The organism is Aliiroseovarius salicola (assembly GCF_027891095.1).
Lineage (GTDB): Bacteria > Pseudomonadota > Alphaproteobacteria > Rhodobacterales > Rhodobacteraceae > Aliiroseovarius > Aliiroseovarius salicola.
The window spans coordinates 94,049-112,452 of the sequence record NZ_JAQIIO010000003.1; the positions used below are offsets into that span (position 1 = coordinate 94,049).

Below are 18,404 nucleotides of genomic sequence, written 5' to 3' on the forward strand. Positions count from 1 at the left end.
TTGGTTTCCTTTCTTTTGGTGCGGTTTACGACCACGGGTCGAGCACGATTTTTGGCGCGGCAACGGCGCCTGCGCGCAGGTCACGAAACGCTTGCGCCCCGTCCGATAGCGCGCGCGATTCCATCCAGTCGAGCGGCCCAAGGCGCCCGTCAAAGATTGCCTGTGCGGTGTCGCGGAAATCCTGTGCGGTATAGGTGTAGGTGCCGATAAATGTGATTTCCTGAAGCGTCATGCGACGGACATCCAACCCATCGGTGTCTTCGCCCAGACCCACATGCGCAATCACGCCACCCGGCATCGCAATCTCTGACGCCATAGCGCGCGTGGCAGCATAGCCAACCGCATCGATGACGATACTTACGGGTGTCTTTGCGGTATCCGTGATGGTCTGTCCGCATCGCTCTGCCAAGAATTGGCGGCGATTGTCATTAGGTTCCAGAATGGTGACATCGTCGACGCCCATGGCGCGCAGGGCAAGGGCGGCCGCAAGGCCAATGGCTCCGCCACCCAGCACCAGGGCTGTGCGATCCATTTTGTGGTGCATCGCATCAAGCGCCAGACGCGCGGCATGCCAACTGACGGCAAGCGGTTCGGCAAGAGCCGCTTTTGTCAGCGGAACATCCTCTGGCACGATGACCAAATTGCTCTCGGGCATGGCGACATACTGTGCAAATGCGCCCTCGCGCGGAGGCATCGAGATGATCTGGCGGTCTGCGCACAGGTTTTCGCGTCCCATGCTACACGCCGGGCAGGTGCCACAGGTCACCAACGGATTGATGGTAACGCGTTGCCCATCCTTGGGGCCGCCTTCAATGATCCCGGCGGCCTCGTGGCCCAGAATAAGCGGGGCAGGGCGCCGATTGTCATGCCCCAGATAGGCATGCATGTCGGACCCGCAAATTCCCGATGCCATAATGCGTATCAGGTGTTCACCCGATCCGGCCCGCGCTTTCGGAACATCACGATATCCAAGTGTTTCAACACCGTCGTAAACCAGAGCTTTCATTTTGCTGTGAACCCCCCATCAACCATCAGAACCTGACCTGTCACATAGGCCGATGCATCCGAGCACAGAAACAGCAAAGGCCCGTCCATGTCTTCCAGCCGCCCATTGCGTCCGATGCAGGTTTGTGCGGCGTTGCGTTCGGCGCGGGCATCGTCCTGAAATACGGCTTGGGTCAGCTCGGTCGGAAAAAATCCCGGTCCAATTGCGTTGGCTGTGATCCCGTGAGGAGACCAGGCTTCGGCCATGGCGCGGGTCAACTGCCCGATACCTGCCTTGCTGGCGCCATAGGCGATACCGCCGGGAAAGGCCCGTGTGGTTTGAAGTGAGGCAAAATTGACGATCCGCCCCCAGCCTTTTTCCTTCATTGCCGGGACCATTGCCTGACTTAGGAAAAACGGAGCCGACAGGTTCAGGGCCAGTGTTTGGTCCCATCCTTCAGGGGTAACGTCATCTGCTGCTTGGCGTGTGTTTACTCCCGCAGCGTGAACAAGAATGTCCGGTGGCCCAAATGGGGCACAGATGGCGGCACACAGGGTTTCAAGCTGGTCCCGTTCAGCAACATCTGCTGCGACATGTGCCGCATTTTCCCCGATTTCAGAAGACAGCTCTTGCAGAGCTTGTTCCCGGCGGGCAACCGACACGACCTTTGCGCCAGCCGATGACAATGCAATAGCAGCCTGTCGACCGAGGCCAGAGCTGGCCCCGGTGATGCAGGCGACTTTGCCTGTCAGGTCAAACAGAGATCCCAGATCAGCCATTTGCGCTCAGATCAAAAGTTTCATTCGGGAAGTATTTTTCCAGTCGCACATCGGCAGCACGGGCATGACCTTCCATACCTTCAAGTCGCGAAATGCGGGCTGTGGCCTCGGCCACGGCTTTGGATCCTTCGCGGGTAGAGCGCTGCCAGGTGACGATCTTCATATACTTGTGCACGGACAAACCGCCGGTATAGCTCGCAGCACGCGACGTGGGCAGCACATGGTTGGTACCAGCAGCCTTGTCTCCATAGGACACAGTGGTCTCTTCGCCCAGGAAGAGCGAGCCATAGCAGGTGAGGTTCTCCAGCCACCAATCCAGATCTTCGGCCTGAACCGTCAGGTGTTCAGGGGCATAATCATCCGAGCAGGCTGCCATTTCTTCACGATCAGAACAGACGATCACTTCGGCATAGTCGCGCCAGGCGGCGGCCGCATTGTCACGGTTCACGTCTGGCAGATCGTCAATCAACTTTGGCACGCGTGCCATCACGTCTTCGGCCAGATCGCGATCATCGGTCACAAGCCAAACGGGCGAGTTGTAGCCGTGTTCGGCCTGGCTTACCAAATCGGTGGCCACAATATGCGCATCAGCTGTTTTGTCGGCCAGGATCAAGCTATCGGTCGGTCCTGCAATCATGTCGATGCCAACGCGGCCAAAGAGGATGCGTTTGGCTTCCGCCACAAATTGGTTACCCGGTCCGACAAGGATGTTGGCCTTGGGCAGACCGAAGAGACCAAAGGTCATTGCCGCCACGCCCTGAACGCCGCCCATCGCCATGATCTTGTCTGCACCACAAATATGTGCGGCATAGACAATCGCTGGGGCGACACCAACACCGGGACGAGGAGGAGAGCAAGCAGTGATATGTTTGCACCCGGCCACTTTGGCGGTGGTCACGGTCATGATTGCGCTGGCGATGTGGCTATAGCGCCCACCAGGCACATAGCAGCCTGCCGCATCTACGGGGATGGCCTTTTGTCCCGTCACGAAGCCCGGCAACAGTTCGGTTTCCACGTCGCTAACGGTGCTTTTCTGCAGCTCAGCAAAGCGACGCACATTGTCATGAGAGAACCGGATGTCGGCCTTGAGCCTCTCGGGCACCAAGGCGCAAGCGGCCTCGATCTCTTCCGGGGTCAACAGAACGTTGCCCTCATACTGGTCAAACTTGGCGGCATACTCCATCGCCTTGGCATCGCCACCAGCTTCGATATCATCAAGGATGCCCTTAACGATCTCATGGGTCTCAGTTGCATCCGACTTTGGTGTCAGAGAAGCCTTTTTCAGGTATTCACGAGTCATTTCTGGAAGGTCCTATTTATAGATATCCGGAAGGAGGGTGGTCGAAATTGCCGGGATATAGGCAATCATTATCGCCACGATCAGCATGGTCAGAACAAAGGGAATGGCGCGCGCTGCGATCTTGAGGATCGACTCGCCCGTGATCCCAGAGACCACAAAGAGGTTCAGGCCCAGTGGCGGGGTGATAAAGCCCACACCAAGTGCGGTGATCATCATGATGCAGAACTGGATCTCGTTCATGCCGATGTTGTCGGCGAGCGGTTTCAGGATCGGAGCAAGGATCACGATGTTAGGGGTGGTTTCCATCACGCAGCCAGCGGCGATCAGGATGCCGATCATCAGAAGGATCAGCACATAGGGGTCATCAGTCAGGCCGGTCACGGCGGTCACAAAACCTTGCGGAACACCCATGATCGCCAGCGCTTCGGCCAGAGGTGCGGAAAAGGCGATGATTGGCAGGATAACACCGTTTACTTTGGCCGAGCTGACCAGCATTGCCGGGAAGTCCGAGAACCGCAGAGTACGGAGAATGAAGCCCATGAGGATGGTCACGACGACGGCCGTGGCACCTGCTTCGGTCGGGGTCAAACGGCCCGAAAAGATCCCATAGAAAATGATGCCCGGAACGATGAAGGCATACCAGCCGGATTTGAGCGATGTGCCCAGATTGGCAGACCACTCACGCACGCTCATGTTGCCGCCGGTTTCATAGCTGTAGAGGCGGTTCATGATGATGTTGGTGACCAGGATCGACACGAGGATCGCAATGCCCGGGATGAGAGCCGCAAGGAACAGGGTCGAAGCGGAAATACCCAGAACGAGGCCGATAATGATATATGCGATTGATGGCGGAATCAGGATCCCGGTACAGGCGCCAGCTGCGACAAGAGCACAGGCATAGGGGCGCGGGTAGCCGCTTTCCACCAAGCGGTTGATGGTCATGCGACCAACCGCTGCGGCACCTGCTGCGTCCGAGCCCGAAATGGCAGCGAACATGCCGCATACCAGCACTGTAGCCGACCCAAAACCGCCTTTGGTCCAGCAGGTCAGCGCCTCGGCCACATCGAGGAATTTTCGACTAAGCCCGGTGCGTACCAGAACGTCGCCAGTCAGGATAAATAGGGGAACCGCCGTCAGCGCAAAGGCGTCGATGCCTGTGAAAAGACTTTCGCCCACAGCGGACAGGGGTAGATCACCAGACATGACCAGCATGGTGATCGCAGCGGTGCCGATGGCGGCCCAGACCGGGACGGCAAGGGCGATAAGGCCCACGAACATTATGACGGGAAGATAGAAATCCCAGCCCAGCTCAACGGTTTGACCAACTTGTTGCCAAAGCATCTGCGCTCTCCTCAATCAAACAATTTGTCGCCTTCAAAGACGGGGGTGCCGTCACGAAGGCTGTGGAAATCGCGCCACAGGGATTGCAGCAGACGCCAGATCATCAGGGCAAATCCGACCGGTACGGCCATCAGGAACCAGACCATCGAAATGCGAAGCCCGTGGCTGACCGATCCGAATTTTGCAGAGACATGTACTGTCTCGTACGACCAGTAGAGGGCGATCACCGCGACAATCAGCATCACAAGATCACCAAAGATATAGAGCAGCGCTTTTGTGCGCGGCCCGAGATAGTGCATCAGCACATCGATACGGATGTGCGCCCGTTCCTTGACCGCAGCAGCGGCCCCGATCCAAGCCAGATAGATAAAGGAGTAGCGAACGATCTCTTCCCCCCAGATTGAGGAGTAAGCAAAGAGTTCACGTCGAATAACTTCGGTCGCCATTGTGACGACGAGCATCACGTAGAAAGTGAGGAGCAACCAGCGCTCTGCATTTTGATCTATGCGTCTGAGAAGTGTCATAACGGGTTCCTTCAGCCAAGGCTGTGACCATTAGGCGTCGTGGCGCCATACGCAGGGAATGAGAAAAAAGGGGTGCCCCACGAAGGAGGCACCCAAGGGGAGTTATGCGTCGTGGACGAAATACTTGCCCTGTGTGCCTGCGGCTTCTTCCATTTTGGCAAAGTTGTCCATGGAGCCAGCAAGCTCTTTCTTGAAGTCATCCCATTCGGGACGTTGATAGCCACCAGCTTCTTTCCATTCTCCCAGTTGGTCATCGCTGAGCGAGTGGAATTGAACGCCAGCCTTGGCAAGCTCGGCCATGGCGTAGCTGCGTGCAGATGGCACTTTGGAGAGGTTCTGGTGCCCAGTCATCTCAGAGCCCCACATGACGCCTTCTTGTACGTCAGCTGGCAGCGAGTTGAACCATTCCAGATTACAGGAATATACTTGGCTATCCGGCACTGCCTGGGTGAAGGTCACATGGCTCAGGATGTCCTTGAAACCAAAGACGTAAAGCGCGCCAACCGACGGGTCCAACGCATCTGCAACGCCTTGTTTGATCGCCGAAGGAGTTTCGCCCCAAGCGACGGGCGTCGGGTTTGCGCCGACCATGCGGTAATACTGTTGCAGCATCTTCGAACCCGGCACGCGGAATTTGACACCGGCCATATCACTTGGGGACAGGACCGCATCTCCACCTTTGCGAACCGCGACCACACGTGGGTCGATGTTGACATAGAACAGTGCTTTAAAGCCGTTTTCTTCTACTTTCGGCTCTACAGAGGATTTCCAGAAGCTCGAATTCACGAGGTTGGTGAAGCGCTGGTTCGAGCCGCAAAGATACGGCATGTTGATCAGGTCAACGGTCGACGCGAACGCTGCGAAGTTCGACAGCGAGTGTTGTGCTGCCTGAATTGTGCCGCCTTGAACTTTCTGTACCAGCGCACCGCCAGCGCCCAGCTGTCCACCCGGAGCAAGCTTGACATAAACCTTACCGTTGGTGGCGTTCTGGATGTTCTCTTTCAGATCAAGTTGCATGATCGGGTAGCTGCGCGACGCGCCCAGGACATAAGCCGTGGCAACGGTCATCACATGTTCAGCTGCAGCCTCGCGTTCTTTTTCTTCTTTTGCGGTCTGAGCGACAGCTTCAGTTGACCAAAGCATGCCCCCTGCGCCAACGACCATCGCCGCGGTGAAACCGCCGCTAGCGCTGAGCTTCAGGAAATTGCGACGTTCAGCTGACTTCAGCCCGTCATTGTCTTTTTTCATGGTATCCTCCCTTAGGATTCATCAGCTGCCTTAGTTTTCTTTTTTATGGTCAGCTTCTTTTTTTAGAATTGCGACGACGAAAAGGATTGTGGCCGCAAATAGAACCAACATTTCCCCTACGTCCCCCAAAAATGCACTGCCAGCGAATGCGCCGAGGGCAACATTTGCAAAAAAGACAATGAATACGGCGACTGAGGCGACAAGAAACATCATACGCTCCATTAGAGAATCGGTTCACCACTATTTGTAAGCGCTTACATGGCAAATGCAAGCGTTTACATTGTGGATGGTAATTATCCGCATTTATGTTAAGAAGAATTGAAACAATTGGCAGATAAAAATATGGGAAATACCCGTTCAGCACCGACACTTGACGATGTTGCCAAGGAAGCAGGCGTCTCGACAGCGACGGTGTCACGTTGCCTGAATTCCCCGGAGCGCGTGGTGGAAAAGACGCGTATTCGCGTCATGAAAGCCGTGGAAGAGATGGGCTATACACCGAACTTTGCCGCGCGGGTCATGGCCGCAAAACAGTCATTTACCATTGGCGCCATCATTCCCACCATGGAGAACGCGATCTTTGCGCGTGGCTTGCAGGCCTTTCAGGATGAATTGCGCGAACGCGGCTATACCCTTCTGGTGTCCAGTTCGGCTTACAAACCAGGGATCGAGAAGGAACAGATCCGGACGCTTGTTGCCAGGGGCGTTGATGGGCTGTTGCTTATCGGACATGAACGTGAAGAGCAGATCTATGAGTATCTTGAACGACATCGGGTGCCGGTGCTCATCGCATGGTCCTATTCGCCTGATGTGCGGCAAACTTCGGTCGGTTTCAGCAATCGGGATGCGATTTTTGAATTGGCGCAGAACGTCATCGATGCCGGTCACAGTCGCATCGCGATGATTTCCGGGTTCACTGAGGGGAACGACCGTGCACAAAAACGCGTGGTTGGGATAAGGGACGCCCTATGCGCGAATGGCATTGATCCTGACAGCATGGAGTTGGTCGAAACAACCTATGAGATCGACAGCGGGGCGAACGCATTTGTCGACCTCATGTCGCGCCCGACGCGCCCAACGGTTGTCATGTGCGGCAACGACGTTTTGGCCGCGGGCGCTCTGCGTGGTGCTCGTAAAATGGGGATTTCAGTCCCGGAAGAAGTCTCCATCACAGGTTTCGACGACATTGAACTGGCCGAGATTGTGAGCCCACCGCTGACGACAGTCCATGTGCCGCATCGCAAAATGGGCCACAAGGCTGCGCAGGAATTGATTGCGATGGTCGAAGGGAGCTCCGAAGGGGCTTCAACCTGTATCAACACGCATATTGTGTCACGTCAGTCCCTGGCAAAACCGCCGAAAAACGCAGCTACGAATAAGTAACCACGCTATTTTGTGATCCTCATAGGTTGGGGGTACACTGCACGAAGTTCAGCGAATTTTGGCAGAACTTGAGCCTGTCACATTGGACACCACGCAAATTCCAACCTTTTTGTTGCGCCTCAATTACTTTACCTTGATCTGGGACATATTCACTGGTGGAACTTCCCGCCAAAATCACGACAACCGTTCCAGAGGCACGAGCACCCACCCATGTTTTCCGAATTCAAGGCCTTGTCACGGCTGACCTTGGATACTGCACGCGACCTGGCACCGATTGTCGGGGTTGTTGCGGTGTTTCAGTTCCTGGTGCTGAAACAGCCGATTGACGATCTGTCAACCAAGCTGATTGGGCTCCTGTTTGTCATGATGGGACTTGCGGTGTTCATCCGCGGGCTGGAATTGGCGCTGTTTCCTTTGGGAGAAAGTCTTGCCGACGCCTTTGCCAATAAGGGTAACCTGTTCTGGCTTTTGCTGTTCTCTTTCGCGCTGGGTTTTGGAACCACCGTAGCCGAACCCGCCTTGATCGCGGTGACAGGTGAGGCTGCGCGCACCATGACCTTGATTGGGGCTGTAGCGGACGATCCGGTCGCGCAAACCGACTACGCAGATGCGTTGCGATATACTGTGGCGGTCGCCGTGGGCGCGTCGCTGGTCATTGGGGTGATGCGGATCCTGCTCGGGTGGCCGATCCAATATCTGATCATTGGCGGTTATGTGATTGTGGTGATCATGACGTGGTTTGCCCCCCCCGAGATCATTGGCATCGCTTATGACAGTGGCGGCGTGACGACGTCTACGGTGACCGTTCCACTGACCACCGCATTGGGTGTGGGGCTGGCCAGCGTGATCAAGGGGCGCAATCCGATGATTGACGGGTTTGGACTTGTCGCCTTTGCCTCGCTCTTGCCGATCATCTTCGTATTGGGATTTGGCATCTGGGGGGCTTCATCATGATCGCAGCCCTGTTCCAGACCATTCTGTCCACCGTGCTGGACATCCTGCCGATTGCTGGAATTTTGATTTTTTTCCAGTTGGTTGTCCTGCGCAAACCGGTGCCGCACCTGCCGCAGGTTCTGATCGGGTCCGTCTATGTTGTGTTGGGATTGGGGCTGTTCCTGTTTGGCTTGGAATATGCCCTGTTCCCAATCGGCGAGAGCATGGCGCGTCAATTGACCGATCCATCCTTCATTGGCAATCCCGCCGATTGGTCGGCGCATGGCTGGACCTATCTCTTCGCCTTTGCGATTGGATTTTCCACCACTATTGCCGAACCATCGCTTATTGCCGTGGCACTGAAGGCGCGGGATGTATCGGGGGGGGCGGTCAGCGCCTGGGGGCTGCGGATCGCAGTGGCGGTTGGAGTGGCGCTGAGTCTGTCGGTCGGCACGTTTCGGATTGTAACCGGCACGCCGCTCTATCTCTACATGATCGTGGGCTATGTCATCGTGATCGCCCAAACGATTACGGCCCCAAAAATGATCGTTCCGCTGGCCTATGACAGCGGAGGGGTGACCACGTCCACCGTGACCGTGCCACTCGTGGCAGCACTCGGGCTAGGGTTGGCCTCAACCGTGCCGGGGCGCAGCCCAGTGCTGGATGGCTTCGGCCTTGTCGCCCTTGCCAGCCTGTTTCCGATGATCACCGTCATGGGATATGCACAGTTGGTGGATTGGCAAGCCCGGCGAAAGGGTATTACACAGATAGTCGAAGGCGACAGAGAGGGAGCGCCATGAAGTTCAAACTTATCATTGCCTTGGTGGAAGACGCCAAGACCGATATCGTGCTGGATGCCGCCCGCGCGGCGGGGGCAACCGGGGCAACCGTGATTACCTCGGTACGGGGTGAGGGGCTCAAGCAGAAGAAAAGCTTCCTTGGGCTTACTGTTGCTGGCCAGCGCGATATGGCGCTGTTTCTGGTCGAGGAACACCGGGCCACGGACATTATGGAAACCATCGCTGATGCCGGATCCTTTTGCGAGGAACCAGGAAGTGGAGTGGTCTTCCAGATCGACATCGAAGATGCGATTGGGTTGGAAAGCCAGGTGGCGGCCCTGCGCAATGTTCTGAAGGAGGATGAGCTATGAGCCAGCCGGAAATGACCCATGTGCGCGATGCGATGCAGACCGAGCTGCGCCTGATTGATGGCCTGTCCTCAACTCGCAAGGCGCTTGAACTCATGGAAGAAACCGGGCTGGATGCGCTTGTGATCGACAAGCGGGATCCTGCGGATGAATACGGGGTTATCACCATCGGTATGATTGGCCGCGACGTGATCGCCCCCAGCCGCAATCCCGGCCGGGTGAGCGTTTATGAGATCATGGAAAAACCTGCCCTGATTGTCCCGGCGGGCATGCAGGCACGCTATGCTATCCGCCTTTTGACCCGATTGGGGGCTGAACATGCGATTGCCACGGATGCGGACAAGGTCGTCGGCTATGTGACTTTGCGTGGTTTAACTCTGGCAGAGTTTCGCGATAAGTTCCCGAAAGACTGATCAGATTTCCGACCAGGCCTGTGCCTGAGGATTGCCCATTCCGAGCAGATCAATCGCCCTCGCAGCGATCTGGGTGACGATCGCATCCACGCTGTCTGGTCTCAGATAAAAGGCGGGAACTGGCGGCATCACGATGGCGCCCATTTCGGTCACGCTTGTCATATTGCGCAGATGGGCCAGTGTCAGTGGGGCCTCACGCGCCAGAAGCACCAGCCTTCGCCGCTCCTTAAGCTGCACCCCGGCGGCACGTGTCAGAAGGTTATCATCCAGCCCGTTGGAGATCGCGGCGAGGCTGCGCATCGAGCTGGGGGCGACGATCATGCCTGCGAGTGGCACCGATCCAGACGCGATGGACGCACCGATATTGCGGATATCGTGGCAGGTGTTCGCGAAGTCCTTCACCGTTGCCAAGGCACCTGCGCCACATTCTTCCGTTAGTGTCCGTTCGGCAGCTGGGCTGATCACCAGATCCAGCTCCGCACCCATGTCGTTCAGTTGTTGGGCCACAGATAATCCAAGTGCGGCCCCGGACGCTCCAGAAATGCCTAGAATGACTCGTTTGCTCATGTCTTCATCTCCGGCATTACGCGGGACAGAAGGTCGGCAGCAAAAGCCGCATCTTCGGGGGCGGTCTGCATGACGGTGCCCCAATCCCGCGTCGTTTCTTCATCCAATTTGTTGGTGGCGTCGATCCCCATCTTTCCTGCAAGGCCTGCCTTGGGAGAGGCGAAATCGAGGTAGTCCATCGGTGTGTTTTCCACCATCATCACATCGCGGCTCGGGTCCATCCGCGTCGCCAGCGCCCATGAAATGTCATCCCAGTTGCGCGGGTCGATGTCGTCATCCACCACCACAATCATCTTGGTATAACTGAATTGAGGCAACATTCCCCACAGTGCCATCATTACGCGACGCGCCTGACCGGGGTACCTCTTTCGGATGCTCACGACGGCCATGCGATAAGAACAGGCGGCAGGGGGCAGCCACAGGTCATGGATCTCGGGGATCTGCGCCTGAATGGTTGGAAGCGCGAGTTGATTGAACACCTCACCAATGATCGCCGGTTCATCCGGCGGGCGCCCTGTGTAGGTCGACAGGTAAAGCGGGTCTTTACGGTGAGTGATGCCCGTGACAGTCATCACCGGGAAATCCTCGGCATTATTATAATATCCGGTGTGATCGCCAAACGGACCTTCTGGTGCCATTTCAGTGGGGGACACATAGCCTTCGATCACAATCTCGGCCTCCGCAGGGACCATCATCGGGATCGTCTTCGCGGCGACCAATCGGGGGCGGTGCCCGTTCAGAGCGCCTGAAAAGGTGAGTTCGGACACGGTTTCCGGCAGGGGGAGTGCTGCGGAGAGAAGCATCGCGGGGTCCGCGCCAAGCACGATTGCCACCGGTGTCTTTTCACTCTCACGGCCCCAGCTTTGATGATGATGCGCACCGCCACGATGAGCCAGCCAACGCATGATGATCTTGTCACGTTCAATCACCTGTGCACGGTAAACACCTGCATTATAGCGCGCCACATCCTCGGCTTCGGTGCCGTGAGGGCGGGTCAGAACGATGGGCCAGGTGATCAGTGGGCCAGCATCGCCGGGCCAGTGTGTGCAGATGGGAATATCGGAAAGATCAATCTCGTCACCTTCCTTCACCACCTCCTGCACCGCCGCTTTGCGCGTGATCTTGGGCCGAGTGGCAAGCGCCGCCTTCAGCATTGGCCAGCGCGACAAGGCATCGCGCATCCCTTCCGGCGGTGTCGGGGCGCGTAACGCTGCGAGGAAAGCACCAAGATCCGGCACTTGTTCAAGAGAGATCCCCAAACCGGCGGCGACCCGTGACGTTGTGCCAAAAAGGTTTGTGACCACAGGCATATCAGCATGCGTGCCATCTGCTTTCACCGGATGGTCAAACTGGAGAACCGGCCCGCTTGCTTCAAGAACCTGCCGGTGCACGGCGGTCAGCTGGTGATTGATCGAAACCGGTTCCAAAATGGTCTGAAACTGATCTGCATCCCGGCACCAATCGAGAAAGCTGCGAAGGCTGGGATAGGGGGGATGGGAACGCAACGCGGACCTCCTGCGTTTTGGATTTCCCGCAATTAACACCAATTTTCTTGACCCGAATTGACAATGGTCAATTCGTCGCAGGTTTCAGAGGCGTAGCACTTTCCCACGGACACAGTTGACCCCAGGGTGGGAAAGGAGCTCCATTTGACCCAGCCAGCACTGTCGATCCCGCAGCTCCCGCCGCTTGCGGCACGGGCGTTGCGGCGTTTGCCTTTGACTCCATTGTCGTTTTCCCTCACCGCCTATGCGCGCAGGATTGCCAAGCACCACCCCGGTCTGTTTCGGCGGTTGGGGGAGTTTGACCATACGCGGTTTGTTATTGACCCGACCGATCTGCCGTTTGTGATTGAGATGCAACCAAACGGGGGACAACCCAAAATCAAGGTTGTGCGTGGCTCGGGGCAAGGGGAGGCTCGCATTGCAGGGCCACTGGCCGGCCTTCTGGGATTGGTGCATGGGGCCTATGACGGCGACGCCCTGTTCTTTTCACGCGATCTGGTGATCGAGGGGGATACCTCTGCCGCGCTTGCCCTGCGCAACGCCATTGATGATGCTGAACTGGATCTGAGCGCAGAAGTGGCCCAGATCTCGGGCCCACTGGCCGCTCCGCTGCAAAAGGCACTGTCTTTCATTGAGAACCGCACAGGCGTGAGTCTGAGCCGTCAGGACGAGTTGGAGGTCTGGTGATGGAGATTGTATGTCCTGCGGGTACGCCTGCTGCTTTGCGTGCCGCCGTAAAAGCCGGTGCGCACACGATTTACTGCGGCTTTGCCGATGAGACCAACGCCCGCAACTTCCCCGGTCTGAATTTCGACCGGGAGGAAATGCGCGAAGGGATTGCTTTTGCTCATCAGCACGGGTCGAAGGTTCTGATTGCCATCAACACCTTCCCGCGGGCAGGCAGTGAGGCGATCTGGCACCGCGCGGTGTCAGATGCGGAAAGCTGTGGTGCTGATGCGGTGATCCTCGCGGACATTGGTCTTCTGGATTATGCTGCCCGCAATCACCCCGGATTGCGTCGACATTTGTCCGTGCAGGCCGCTGCTGCCAATGCCGATGTGGTCAATTTCTACGCCAGTGAGTTTGGGGTGAAACGAGTGGTTCTGCCGCGCGTGCTCTCGGTGCCGGAAATCGCAGCGATTAATGCCGATACCGAGGTTGAGACCGAGGTGTTTGTCTTCGGAGGCCTTTGCGTGATGGCTGAAGGACGGTGTTCGCTGTCCTCCTACGCCACGGGTCGGTCGCCGAATATGAACGGGGTGTGCTCTCCCGCAAGCCATGTTGAATATCACGACGAAGGCGGCGTGCTGGATGCCAAGCTGGGCGGCTACACAATTCACCGGGTCGGCAAGGAGGAAAGCGCGCCCTATCCGACGCTCTGCAAAGGCTGTTTCACGGCGGGTGGCAAAGAGGGGCACCTCTTCGAAGATCCGGTCAGTCTGAACGCCGAGAAACTCATCCCACAGCTTGATAAGGCGGGTGTGACCGCGCTGAAGATCGAAGGGCGGCAGCGCTCTCGGTCTTACGTGGCGCAGGTGGTGAAGAACTTCCGCGCCGCAGTTGATGCGCTGGACGCGGGATTGCCGATGCCCGAGGGGATGCTCGCGCGCCTGTCGGAAGGCGGGGCGATGACCACCGGCGCTTACAAGAAAACTTGGCGATGATTTGGGCGGTAAGGAGAGACAGATGGAACTGACCGTAGGACCCAACCAGTTTTTCTGGTCCGCTGATCGCTGGAGCAGCTTTTATGACGATCTTGCCAAAGCCCCGGTAGAACGGGTGTCGCTGGGCGAGCTTGTGTGCTCAAAGCGCTTGCCGTTTTATGATGACCGCATCCCCGAGGCGATCTCGACGCTGGTTGAGGCAGGCAAGCAGGTGGCTCTGACGTCACTTGCTCTGGTGACGCTGAAACGCGAGCGCAAGCTGACCGCTGAACTGGTGGAAATGGGGGTGGAGATTGAGATCAACGATCTTACCGCCATCAGCTATTTGCCGGAAGGTGCGCAGTTCTCTGTGGGGCCGCTGGTGAATGTTTACAATGAGGGAACCTTGGATTGGCTGAAGCGCCGTGGGGCAATTCGGGTCTGTCTGCCGCCGGAGCTGCCATTGGAATCGGTTCAAGCGCTGGCAGCGAAAGGGGCTGACCTGGGCTTGGTGATTGAGGCTTGGGGCCATGGTCGCCTGCCTCTGGCGATTTCAGGGCGGTGTTATCATGCGCGCCGCCATGGGCGCACCAAGGACAATTGCCAGTTTGCCTGCGAAGAGGATCTCGACGGTCTGGATGTGCGCACGCAGGAAGACAAACCGTTTTTGACCATGAACGGCGTGCAAACCCTGTCTGACAGCTATGCCTGTGCAGTGCACCAGATTGATATCCTGCGGGATGCCGGTGTGAGCGCCTTGCGCCTATCGCCGCAATCCAACGGGTTCATGGAGCTTTGTGCCATATATCGCCGGGTTCTTGACGGAACAGTGACACCTGAGCAATCGGTCAACGATATCATCGCTCTGGACAGCAATACCCGCCTGTCGGACGGCTTCCTGACCGGCGCGCGCGGGGTGGATTGGTCCGGGGCATCGGCCTGAAGATAAAGGAGACGTCAGATGAAAATCGCACGAATTAGCTCATCGGAACGGGGTGAAGTGGATCGTCTTCTGTCCGAGGTGTCCGAGGAACTGCTCGCTGAAGGGTCTCGCCTTGCCGGGATTGTCAAAGATCAATCACATGACAGCCAGTTCGACAATGGCTGTGACATGAAAGTGCGGGTGCTGCCGGAGGGGAAAGTCATCCAGATTACCCAGAACCTTGGGGCCGGATCCGATGCCTGTCGGCTGGACCCCGGTGCCATCGCCGAGGCGGTGTCTCTGGTTGAGGCAGGAGATCTGAGCGGATCAGACATGTTTGTTCTCAACAAGTTCGGCCCCGAAGAGCTGAATGGCCGGGGATTTGTCTCGGCTATTGGAAAAGCTGTTGAACAAGGTGTGCCGGTGCTGGTTGGTGTTGGGCTGAACAGCCGCGAGGCTTTTGACGAATTTGCCGGTGGCGAAGCGGTGGAACTCGTGCCTGAGATGGACGCGATCCTGGCCTGGTGCCGACATGTCATCGCTCAAGACAACGCAAAGTGATTGCTGGGGAACATGAGTGACGCAAGGAAGAAACCTGCTCAGAACAGCTCGTCCCGGGTGCGAAACTGGTCTGGTCCTTCGGTTTTGAGTTTCGGTTATCGACCGTTTTTTCTGGTCGCCAGCGTTTGGGCTCTGCTGGCAATGGCGCTTTGGCTGTTGGCACTGGCGGGTGTGCCGGTTCTGGGGTCAAGATTTGACCCGATCACCTGGCACGCGCATGAGATGCTGTTTGGGTATCTTGGTGCTGCCCTTGCCGGGTTTATGCTGACAGCCGTGCCGAATTGGACCGGGCGATTGCCTGTACTGGGTTGGCCTCTTGCCGGGCTGGTGGCCATTTGGGGGGCAGGGCGGCTTGCCGTGGCGACCTCGTCTCTGATGTCACCCTATCTCACCGCGGCTGCGGATGTGGCCTTTCCTTTGGCCCTCTTCGTTTTGATCCTGCGCGAAGTCGCGGCTGGGCGAAGCTGGAAGAACCTGCCTCTGCTCGCCCTGTTCGGGTTTTTTATTCTGGGAAACATGCTGTTTCATGTAGATGCTGCCCAAGGGAGATTTGCCGCCAATGGTGTCGGAATGCGCCTAGGCGTGGCCACCGCGATCATGTTGATCTCTCTTGTCGGTGGTCGAGTTATTCCGAGTTTTACGCGGAATTGGCTGGTTAAAGCAGGAAGGGCTGCGCTCCCGGCTGCTTTTGGGATCATCGACAAGCTTGTGCTTATCTCAACCGCACTTGCCCTTTTCATCTGGACGGTTTTCCCTTCGTCACCACTGATCAGTGAGCTGTTTATTCTGGTGGGGATGGGGCAGTTGGTGCGCCTCATGCGGTGGCGGAGCTGGGCAGTGCGCCAAGAACCGCTCCTTTGGGTGCTGCATGCGGGGTACCTGTTTGTTCCTCTTGGGTTTCTCGCCTTGGGATTGTCAGGCCTCTCGACTGGTCTGGTCCCGTTTCTTGGTGCACTCCACCTTTGGATGGCAGGCGGGATCGGCATCATGACCCTTGCGATCATATCCCGTGCAAGCCTCGCCCATGCAGGGAAGCCACTTCATGCCTCACCCCGGCTGGCAATGGCGTACAACCTGGTTCTGCTTTCCGTCCTGCTGCGCTTTCTTGCGGCATATCCGGTTGGGAATGGCTGGGCTGCTCATATCTCAGCCATCCTCTGGCTTGCGGGATACGCCCTTTTTACCTGGCATTTCTGGCCAATCTGGATGGCAAAACCCGTCGCGCGCCGATTTTGACGACATGTTGGGTGTCATTGGGGGCATGACATTCAACGGAAAATGACCAAGGCGCAGCAGGGCACCGTCACTGAGACCTAGAGATAGTGCCCTTGCAGATCGAAACCTGACAATCAAAGCCTGAACCGTGCAAATAATGTCTGCCGGTCCACATCCGCCAACCAGGTGTCATGAGCAGGCGTCTGGAAAAGCATCGCTCAAAGTGTGTTTTGCATCACTCAAAGCGCGCCAGAAAGGGATTGATCGAGGTTTTGCGATCCACAAGGGCGTCCGCACCTCTGAACCGGGTAGGGTAGGTTGCAGAAGGTGCGGTATACCAAAAAACAAACCTCTCGACCCAACGCAGGCTGCGATGGGCCTGGGCTATGATAGGCATCTGAGGCGATGCGTAGCAATTGATTGGGGGATTAGGAACGACGTGGGCCGCTGATCAAAGGGTGAGCCTTACCGCATCACAAACGGGTCAGGGATTGGATCATCTGATGTACGCAGCCAAACAGATTTGATTTTGGTATATTCCAATGCCGCCTCAATCCCACCTTCGCGGCCATGGCCCGACAACCCATGCCCACCAAATGGCGCAATTGGGCTGACAGCGCGATAGGTGTTGACCCAAACAATGCCCGCCCGGATCGCGCGGATCATCCGATGCGTGCGGGTAAGGTTCTGGGTAAAGAGACCTGAGGCCAGTCCAAACCGGGTGTTATTGGCGATCTCGATTGCCTCGGCTTCGTCCTTGAAGCTCACGACAGACAGCACCGGGCCGAAGAATTCATTGGTCAGGCTGTCGGCGTCGCGGGCATCGTCGCAATCTAGAATGGTCGGTGGGAAATAAAACCCGGTGCGATCCACCGGATGCCCCCCTGTGATCAGTTTTGCACCTTGCGCCACGGATCTTTCGATCAGATCCATCGCGTGGTCGCGCTGTTTCCGGGTGCAAAGCGGGCCGACTTCTGTCGCCATGTCATCGGGGGCGCCGATCACCACGGCCTCGGCCTTTTCCTTGAGACGGGCAAGGAACTCTTCCTTAATTGTGTCCTGCACCACCAGACGTGACCCCGCTACGCAACTTTGCCCTGTAGCGGCAAAGATGCCTGAGACCTGCGCGTTCACGGCGCTGTCCAGGTCCGCGTCGTCAAAGACAATGAAGGGGGATTTCCCACCCAGTTCCAGTGAGGTGGAGGCGAGGTTCTCGGCCGAATTTCGTACGATGTGACGTGCGGTCTCCGGCCCTCCCGTAAAGGCCACATGGGCTACTTTCGGGTGGCTTGTCAGAGTCGCTCCGGTTTTTGGCCCTCCGGTGATCACATTCAAAACCCCTTTGGGAAACCCCGCCTGATCAAAGATCCGGGCAAACTCCAGCATCGGCGCGGGGCCGTCTTCCGAGGCTTTCAAAACCACGGTGCAACCCGCTGCCAGCGCCGGGCCAATCTTGACCGCCGACAGGAACAGTTGTGAGTTCCACGGCACAACCGCCGCCACGACCCCCAATGGTTCGCGGCGCAGCCAGACCTCCATATCCGGCTTGTCGATCGGCAGATGCGCCCCTTCGATCTTGTCGGCCAGCCCCGCGTAATAGCGGAAATACTCCGCCACATAAGCAATCTGGGCCGAAGTTTCGCGGATGATCTTGCCAGTGTCGCGGGTTTCAAGCTCGGCCAGACGCGGTGCGTTTTCCGCAATCAATTCGGCCAGACGCAACAGCAACTTGCCCCGTGCACTGGCCGTCATCCCTGCCCATTCAGATGAGAAAAAAGCAGTTTCAGCGGCCACCACCGCACGGTTCACATCTTCCGCACTGGCCTCGGGCATATTTGCCCAGACCTGCCCGGTGGCCGGATCAAGACTGTCGAATTGCGCTGTGCCATCCTCAAATGCGCCGCCGATATACTGCTGAAACTGCTGCATGTTTTCTAT

Annotated in this window: 20 protein-coding genes; 10 read left to right on the forward strand and 10 right to left on the reverse strand. The window is 57.3% G+C overall.

Annotation, left to right across the window (positions count from 1 at the left end):
* Window positions 1-25 precede the first annotated feature (25 nt).
* The 7 genes from O2N63_RS06570 to O2N63_RS06600 form a co-directional block, all read right to left on the reverse strand.
* Entirely contained in the window at window positions 26-1,006 is a 981-nt protein-coding gene (locus tag O2N63_RS06570) for a zinc-dependent alcohol dehydrogenase (protein ID WP_271053463.1), read from the reverse strand.
* Window positions 1,003-1,764, reverse strand: coding sequence for an SDR family NAD(P)-dependent oxidoreductase (locus tag O2N63_RS06575; protein ID WP_271053464.1), 762 nt, complete (start codon window positions 1,762-1,764; stop codon window positions 1,003-1,005). The genes O2N63_RS06570 and O2N63_RS06575 overlap by 4 nt, the downstream gene beginning before the upstream one ends.
* Window positions 1,757-3,064 (reverse strand): histidinol dehydrogenase, encoded by a 1,308-nt coding sequence (gene hisD / locus O2N63_RS06580; protein WP_271053465.1) that lies wholly within the window; start codon window positions 3,062-3,064, stop codon window positions 1,757-1,759. The genes O2N63_RS06575 and hisD overlap by 8 nt, the downstream gene beginning before the upstream one ends.
* A 12-nt stretch (window positions 3,065-3,076) precedes the next feature.
* Window positions 3,077-4,405 (reverse strand): TRAP transporter large permease, encoded by a 1,329-nt coding sequence (locus tag O2N63_RS06585; RefSeq protein WP_271053466.1) that lies wholly within the window; start codon window positions 4,403-4,405, stop codon window positions 3,077-3,079.
* A gap of 11 nt (window positions 4,406-4,416) precedes the next feature.
* Window positions 4,417-4,929, reverse strand: a complete 513-nt coding sequence (locus O2N63_RS06590) for a TRAP transporter small permease (RefSeq protein ID WP_271053467.1) — start codon at window positions 4,927-4,929, stop codon at window positions 4,417-4,419.
* Between the two features lie 102 nt (window positions 4,930-5,031).
* Window positions 5,032-6,177 carry a TRAP transporter substrate-binding protein gene (locus O2N63_RS06595; protein ID WP_271053468.1) on the reverse strand — a complete coding sequence of 382 codons (1,146 nt, stop codon included), beginning with the start codon at window positions 6,175-6,177 and terminating at the stop codon, window positions 5,032-5,034.
* 30 nt (window positions 6,178-6,207) lie between these two features.
* Window positions 6,208-6,387: a hypothetical protein gene (locus O2N63_RS06600; RefSeq protein WP_271053469.1), complete on the reverse strand. Its 180-nt coding sequence runs from the start codon at window positions 6,385-6,387 to the stop codon at window positions 6,208-6,210.
* A 132-nt stretch (window positions 6,388-6,519) separates the two neighbouring features.
* Between O2N63_RS06600 and O2N63_RS06605 the strand changes: the two genes are divergently transcribed.
* The 5 genes from O2N63_RS06605 to O2N63_RS06625 all read left to right on the forward strand — a co-directional run bounded on the left by O2N63_RS06605 (window position 6,520) and on the right by O2N63_RS06625 (window position 10,053).
* Complete coding sequence (locus O2N63_RS06605) at window positions 6,520-7,560, forward strand: LacI family DNA-binding transcriptional regulator (protein WP_271053470.1); 1,041 nt, start codon at window positions 6,520-6,522, stop codon at window positions 7,558-7,560.
* A gap of 210 nt (window positions 7,561-7,770) precedes the next feature.
* Window positions 7,771-8,514, forward strand: a complete 744-nt coding sequence (locus O2N63_RS06610) for a DUF1538 domain-containing protein (protein WP_271053471.1) — start codon at window positions 7,771-7,773, stop codon at window positions 8,512-8,514.
* Window positions 8,511-9,293, forward strand: a complete 783-nt coding sequence (locus tag O2N63_RS06615) for a DUF1538 domain-containing protein (protein WP_271053472.1) — start codon at window positions 8,511-8,513, stop codon at window positions 9,291-9,293. The genes O2N63_RS06610 and O2N63_RS06615 overlap by 4 nt, the downstream gene beginning before the upstream one ends.
* Entirely contained in the window at window positions 9,290-9,643 is a 354-nt protein-coding gene (locus tag O2N63_RS06620) for a P-II family nitrogen regulator (RefSeq protein ID WP_271053473.1), read from the forward strand. Before O2N63_RS06615 ends, O2N63_RS06620 begins: the two co-directional genes overlap by 4 nt.
* Window positions 9,640-10,053 carry a CBS domain-containing protein gene (locus O2N63_RS06625; protein WP_271053474.1) on the forward strand — a complete coding sequence of 138 codons (414 nt, stop codon included), beginning with the start codon at window positions 9,640-9,642 and terminating at the stop codon, window positions 10,051-10,053. The genes O2N63_RS06620 and O2N63_RS06625 overlap by 4 nt, the downstream gene beginning before the upstream one ends.
* On the opposite strand, the gene O2N63_RS06630 is transcribed toward O2N63_RS06625, so the two are convergent.
* Together O2N63_RS06630 and O2N63_RS06635 are read right to left on the reverse strand one after the other, a co-directional pair.
* Entirely contained in the window at window positions 10,054-10,620 is a 567-nt protein-coding gene (locus tag O2N63_RS06630; protein WP_271053475.1) for a UbiX family flavin prenyltransferase, read from the reverse strand.
* On the reverse strand, window positions 10,617-12,125 hold the full coding sequence (locus O2N63_RS06635; RefSeq protein ID WP_271053476.1) for a UbiD family decarboxylase: 1,509 nt from the start codon (window positions 12,123-12,125) through the stop codon (window positions 10,617-10,619). The genes O2N63_RS06630 and O2N63_RS06635 overlap by 4 nt, the downstream gene beginning before the upstream one ends.
* A gap of 144 nt (window positions 12,126-12,269) precedes the next feature.
* Between O2N63_RS06635 and ubiT the strand changes: the two genes are divergently transcribed.
* The 5 genes from ubiT to O2N63_RS06660 are packed head-to-tail and all read left to right on the forward strand — an operon-like array spanning window position 12,270 to window position 16,487.
* Entirely contained in the window at window positions 12,270-12,812 is a 543-nt protein-coding gene (ubiT, locus tag O2N63_RS06640) for a ubiquinone anaerobic biosynthesis accessory factor UbiT (RefSeq protein ID WP_271053477.1), read from the forward strand.
* Complete coding sequence (gene ubiU / locus O2N63_RS06645) at window positions 12,812-13,789, forward strand: ubiquinone anaerobic biosynthesis protein UbiU (RefSeq protein WP_271053817.1); 978 nt, start codon at window positions 12,812-12,814, stop codon at window positions 13,787-13,789. The genes ubiT and ubiU overlap by 1 nt, the downstream gene beginning before the upstream one ends.
* Before the next feature lie 22 nt (window positions 13,790-13,811).
* Window positions 13,812-14,711: a ubiquinone anaerobic biosynthesis protein UbiV gene (gene ubiV, locus O2N63_RS06650; RefSeq protein WP_271053478.1), complete on the forward strand. Its 900-nt coding sequence runs from the start codon at window positions 13,812-13,814 to the stop codon at window positions 14,709-14,711.
* An 18-nt stretch (window positions 14,712-14,729) separates the two neighbouring features.
* Complete coding sequence (locus O2N63_RS06655; RefSeq protein WP_271053479.1) at window positions 14,730-15,251, forward strand: DUF2478 domain-containing protein; 522 nt, start codon at window positions 14,730-14,732, stop codon at window positions 15,249-15,251.
* Between the two features lie 12 nt (window positions 15,252-15,263).
* A complete protein-coding gene (locus tag O2N63_RS06660; protein WP_271053480.1) occupies window positions 15,264-16,487 on the forward strand; it encodes an NnrS family protein in 1,224 nt (407 codons plus the stop codon).
* Window positions 16,488-16,931: 444 nt separating this feature from the next.
* Here O2N63_RS06660 and O2N63_RS06665 read toward each other — a convergent pair whose 3' ends face one another.
* The gene (locus tag O2N63_RS06665; RefSeq protein WP_271053481.1) at window positions 16,932-18,395 is read right to left on the reverse strand and encodes an aldehyde dehydrogenase; all 1,464 of its coding nucleotides are present in this window, start codon (window positions 18,393-18,395) and stop codon (window positions 16,932-16,934) included.
* Window positions 18,396-18,404: the final 9 nt, after the last annotated feature.

Bases quoted from the DNA above. Each gene is read 5' to 3' on its own strand.
- O2N63_RS06630 (WP_271053475.1), bottom strand. From the start codon at position 10,620: ATGAGCAAACGAGTCATTCTAGGCATTTCTGGAGCGTCCGGGGCCGCA.
- O2N63_RS06655 (WP_271053479.1), top strand. From the start codon at position 14,730: ATGAAAATCGCACGAATTAGCTCATCGGAACGGGGTGAAGTGGATCGT.
- O2N63_RS06620 (WP_271053473.1), top strand. From the start codon at position 9,290: ATGAAGTTCAAACTTATCATTGCCTTGGTGGAAGACGCCAAGACCGAT.
- O2N63_RS06625 (WP_271053474.1), top strand. From the start codon at position 9,640: ATGAGCCAGCCGGAAATGACCCATGTGCGCGATGCGATGCAGACCGAG.
- O2N63_RS06615 (WP_271053472.1), top strand. From the start codon at position 8,511: ATGATCGCAGCCCTGTTCCAGACCATTCTGTCCACCGTGCTGGACATC.
- O2N63_RS06590 (WP_271053467.1), bottom strand. From the start codon at position 4,929: ATGACACTTCTCAGACGCATAGATCAAAATGCAGAGCGCTGGTTGCTC.
- O2N63_RS06575 (WP_271053464.1), bottom strand. From the start codon at position 1,764: ATGGCTGATCTGGGATCTCTGTTTGACCTGACAGGCAAAGTCGCCTGC.
- O2N63_RS06665 (WP_271053481.1), bottom strand. From the start codon at position 18,395: ATGCAGCAGTTTCAGCAGTATATCGGCGGCGCATTTGAGGATGGCACA.
- O2N63_RS06605 (WP_271053470.1), top strand. From the start codon at position 6,520: ATGGGAAATACCCGTTCAGCACCGACACTTGACGATGTTGCCAAGGAA.
- ubiU (WP_271053817.1), top strand. From the start codon at position 12,812: ATGGAGATTGTATGTCCTGCGGGTACGCCTGCTGCTTTGCGTGCCGCC.
- O2N63_RS06570 (WP_271053463.1), bottom strand. From the start codon at position 1,006: ATGAAAGCTCTGGTTTACGACGGTGTTGAAACACTTGGATATCGTGAT.
- O2N63_RS06595 (WP_271053468.1), bottom strand. From the start codon at position 6,177: ATGAAAAAAGACAATGACGGGCTGAAGTCAGCTGAACGTCGCAATTTC.
- hisD (WP_271053465.1), bottom strand. From the start codon at position 3,064: ATGACTCGTGAATACCTGAAAAAGGCTTCTCTGACACCAAAGTCGGAT.
- O2N63_RS06600 (WP_271053469.1), bottom strand. From the start codon at position 6,387: ATGTTTCTTGTCGCCTCAGTCGCCGTATTCATTGTCTTTTTTGCAAAT.
- O2N63_RS06585 (WP_271053466.1), bottom strand. From the start codon at position 4,405: ATGCTTTGGCAACAAGTTGGTCAAACCGTTGAGCTGGGCTGGGATTTC.
- O2N63_RS06660 (WP_271053480.1), top strand. From the start codon at position 15,264: ATGAGTGACGCAAGGAAGAAACCTGCTCAGAACAGCTCGTCCCGGGTG.
- O2N63_RS06610 (WP_271053471.1), top strand. From the start codon at position 7,771: ATGTTTTCCGAATTCAAGGCCTTGTCACGGCTGACCTTGGATACTGCA.
- ubiV (WP_271053478.1), top strand. From the start codon at position 13,812: ATGGAACTGACCGTAGGACCCAACCAGTTTTTCTGGTCCGCTGATCGC.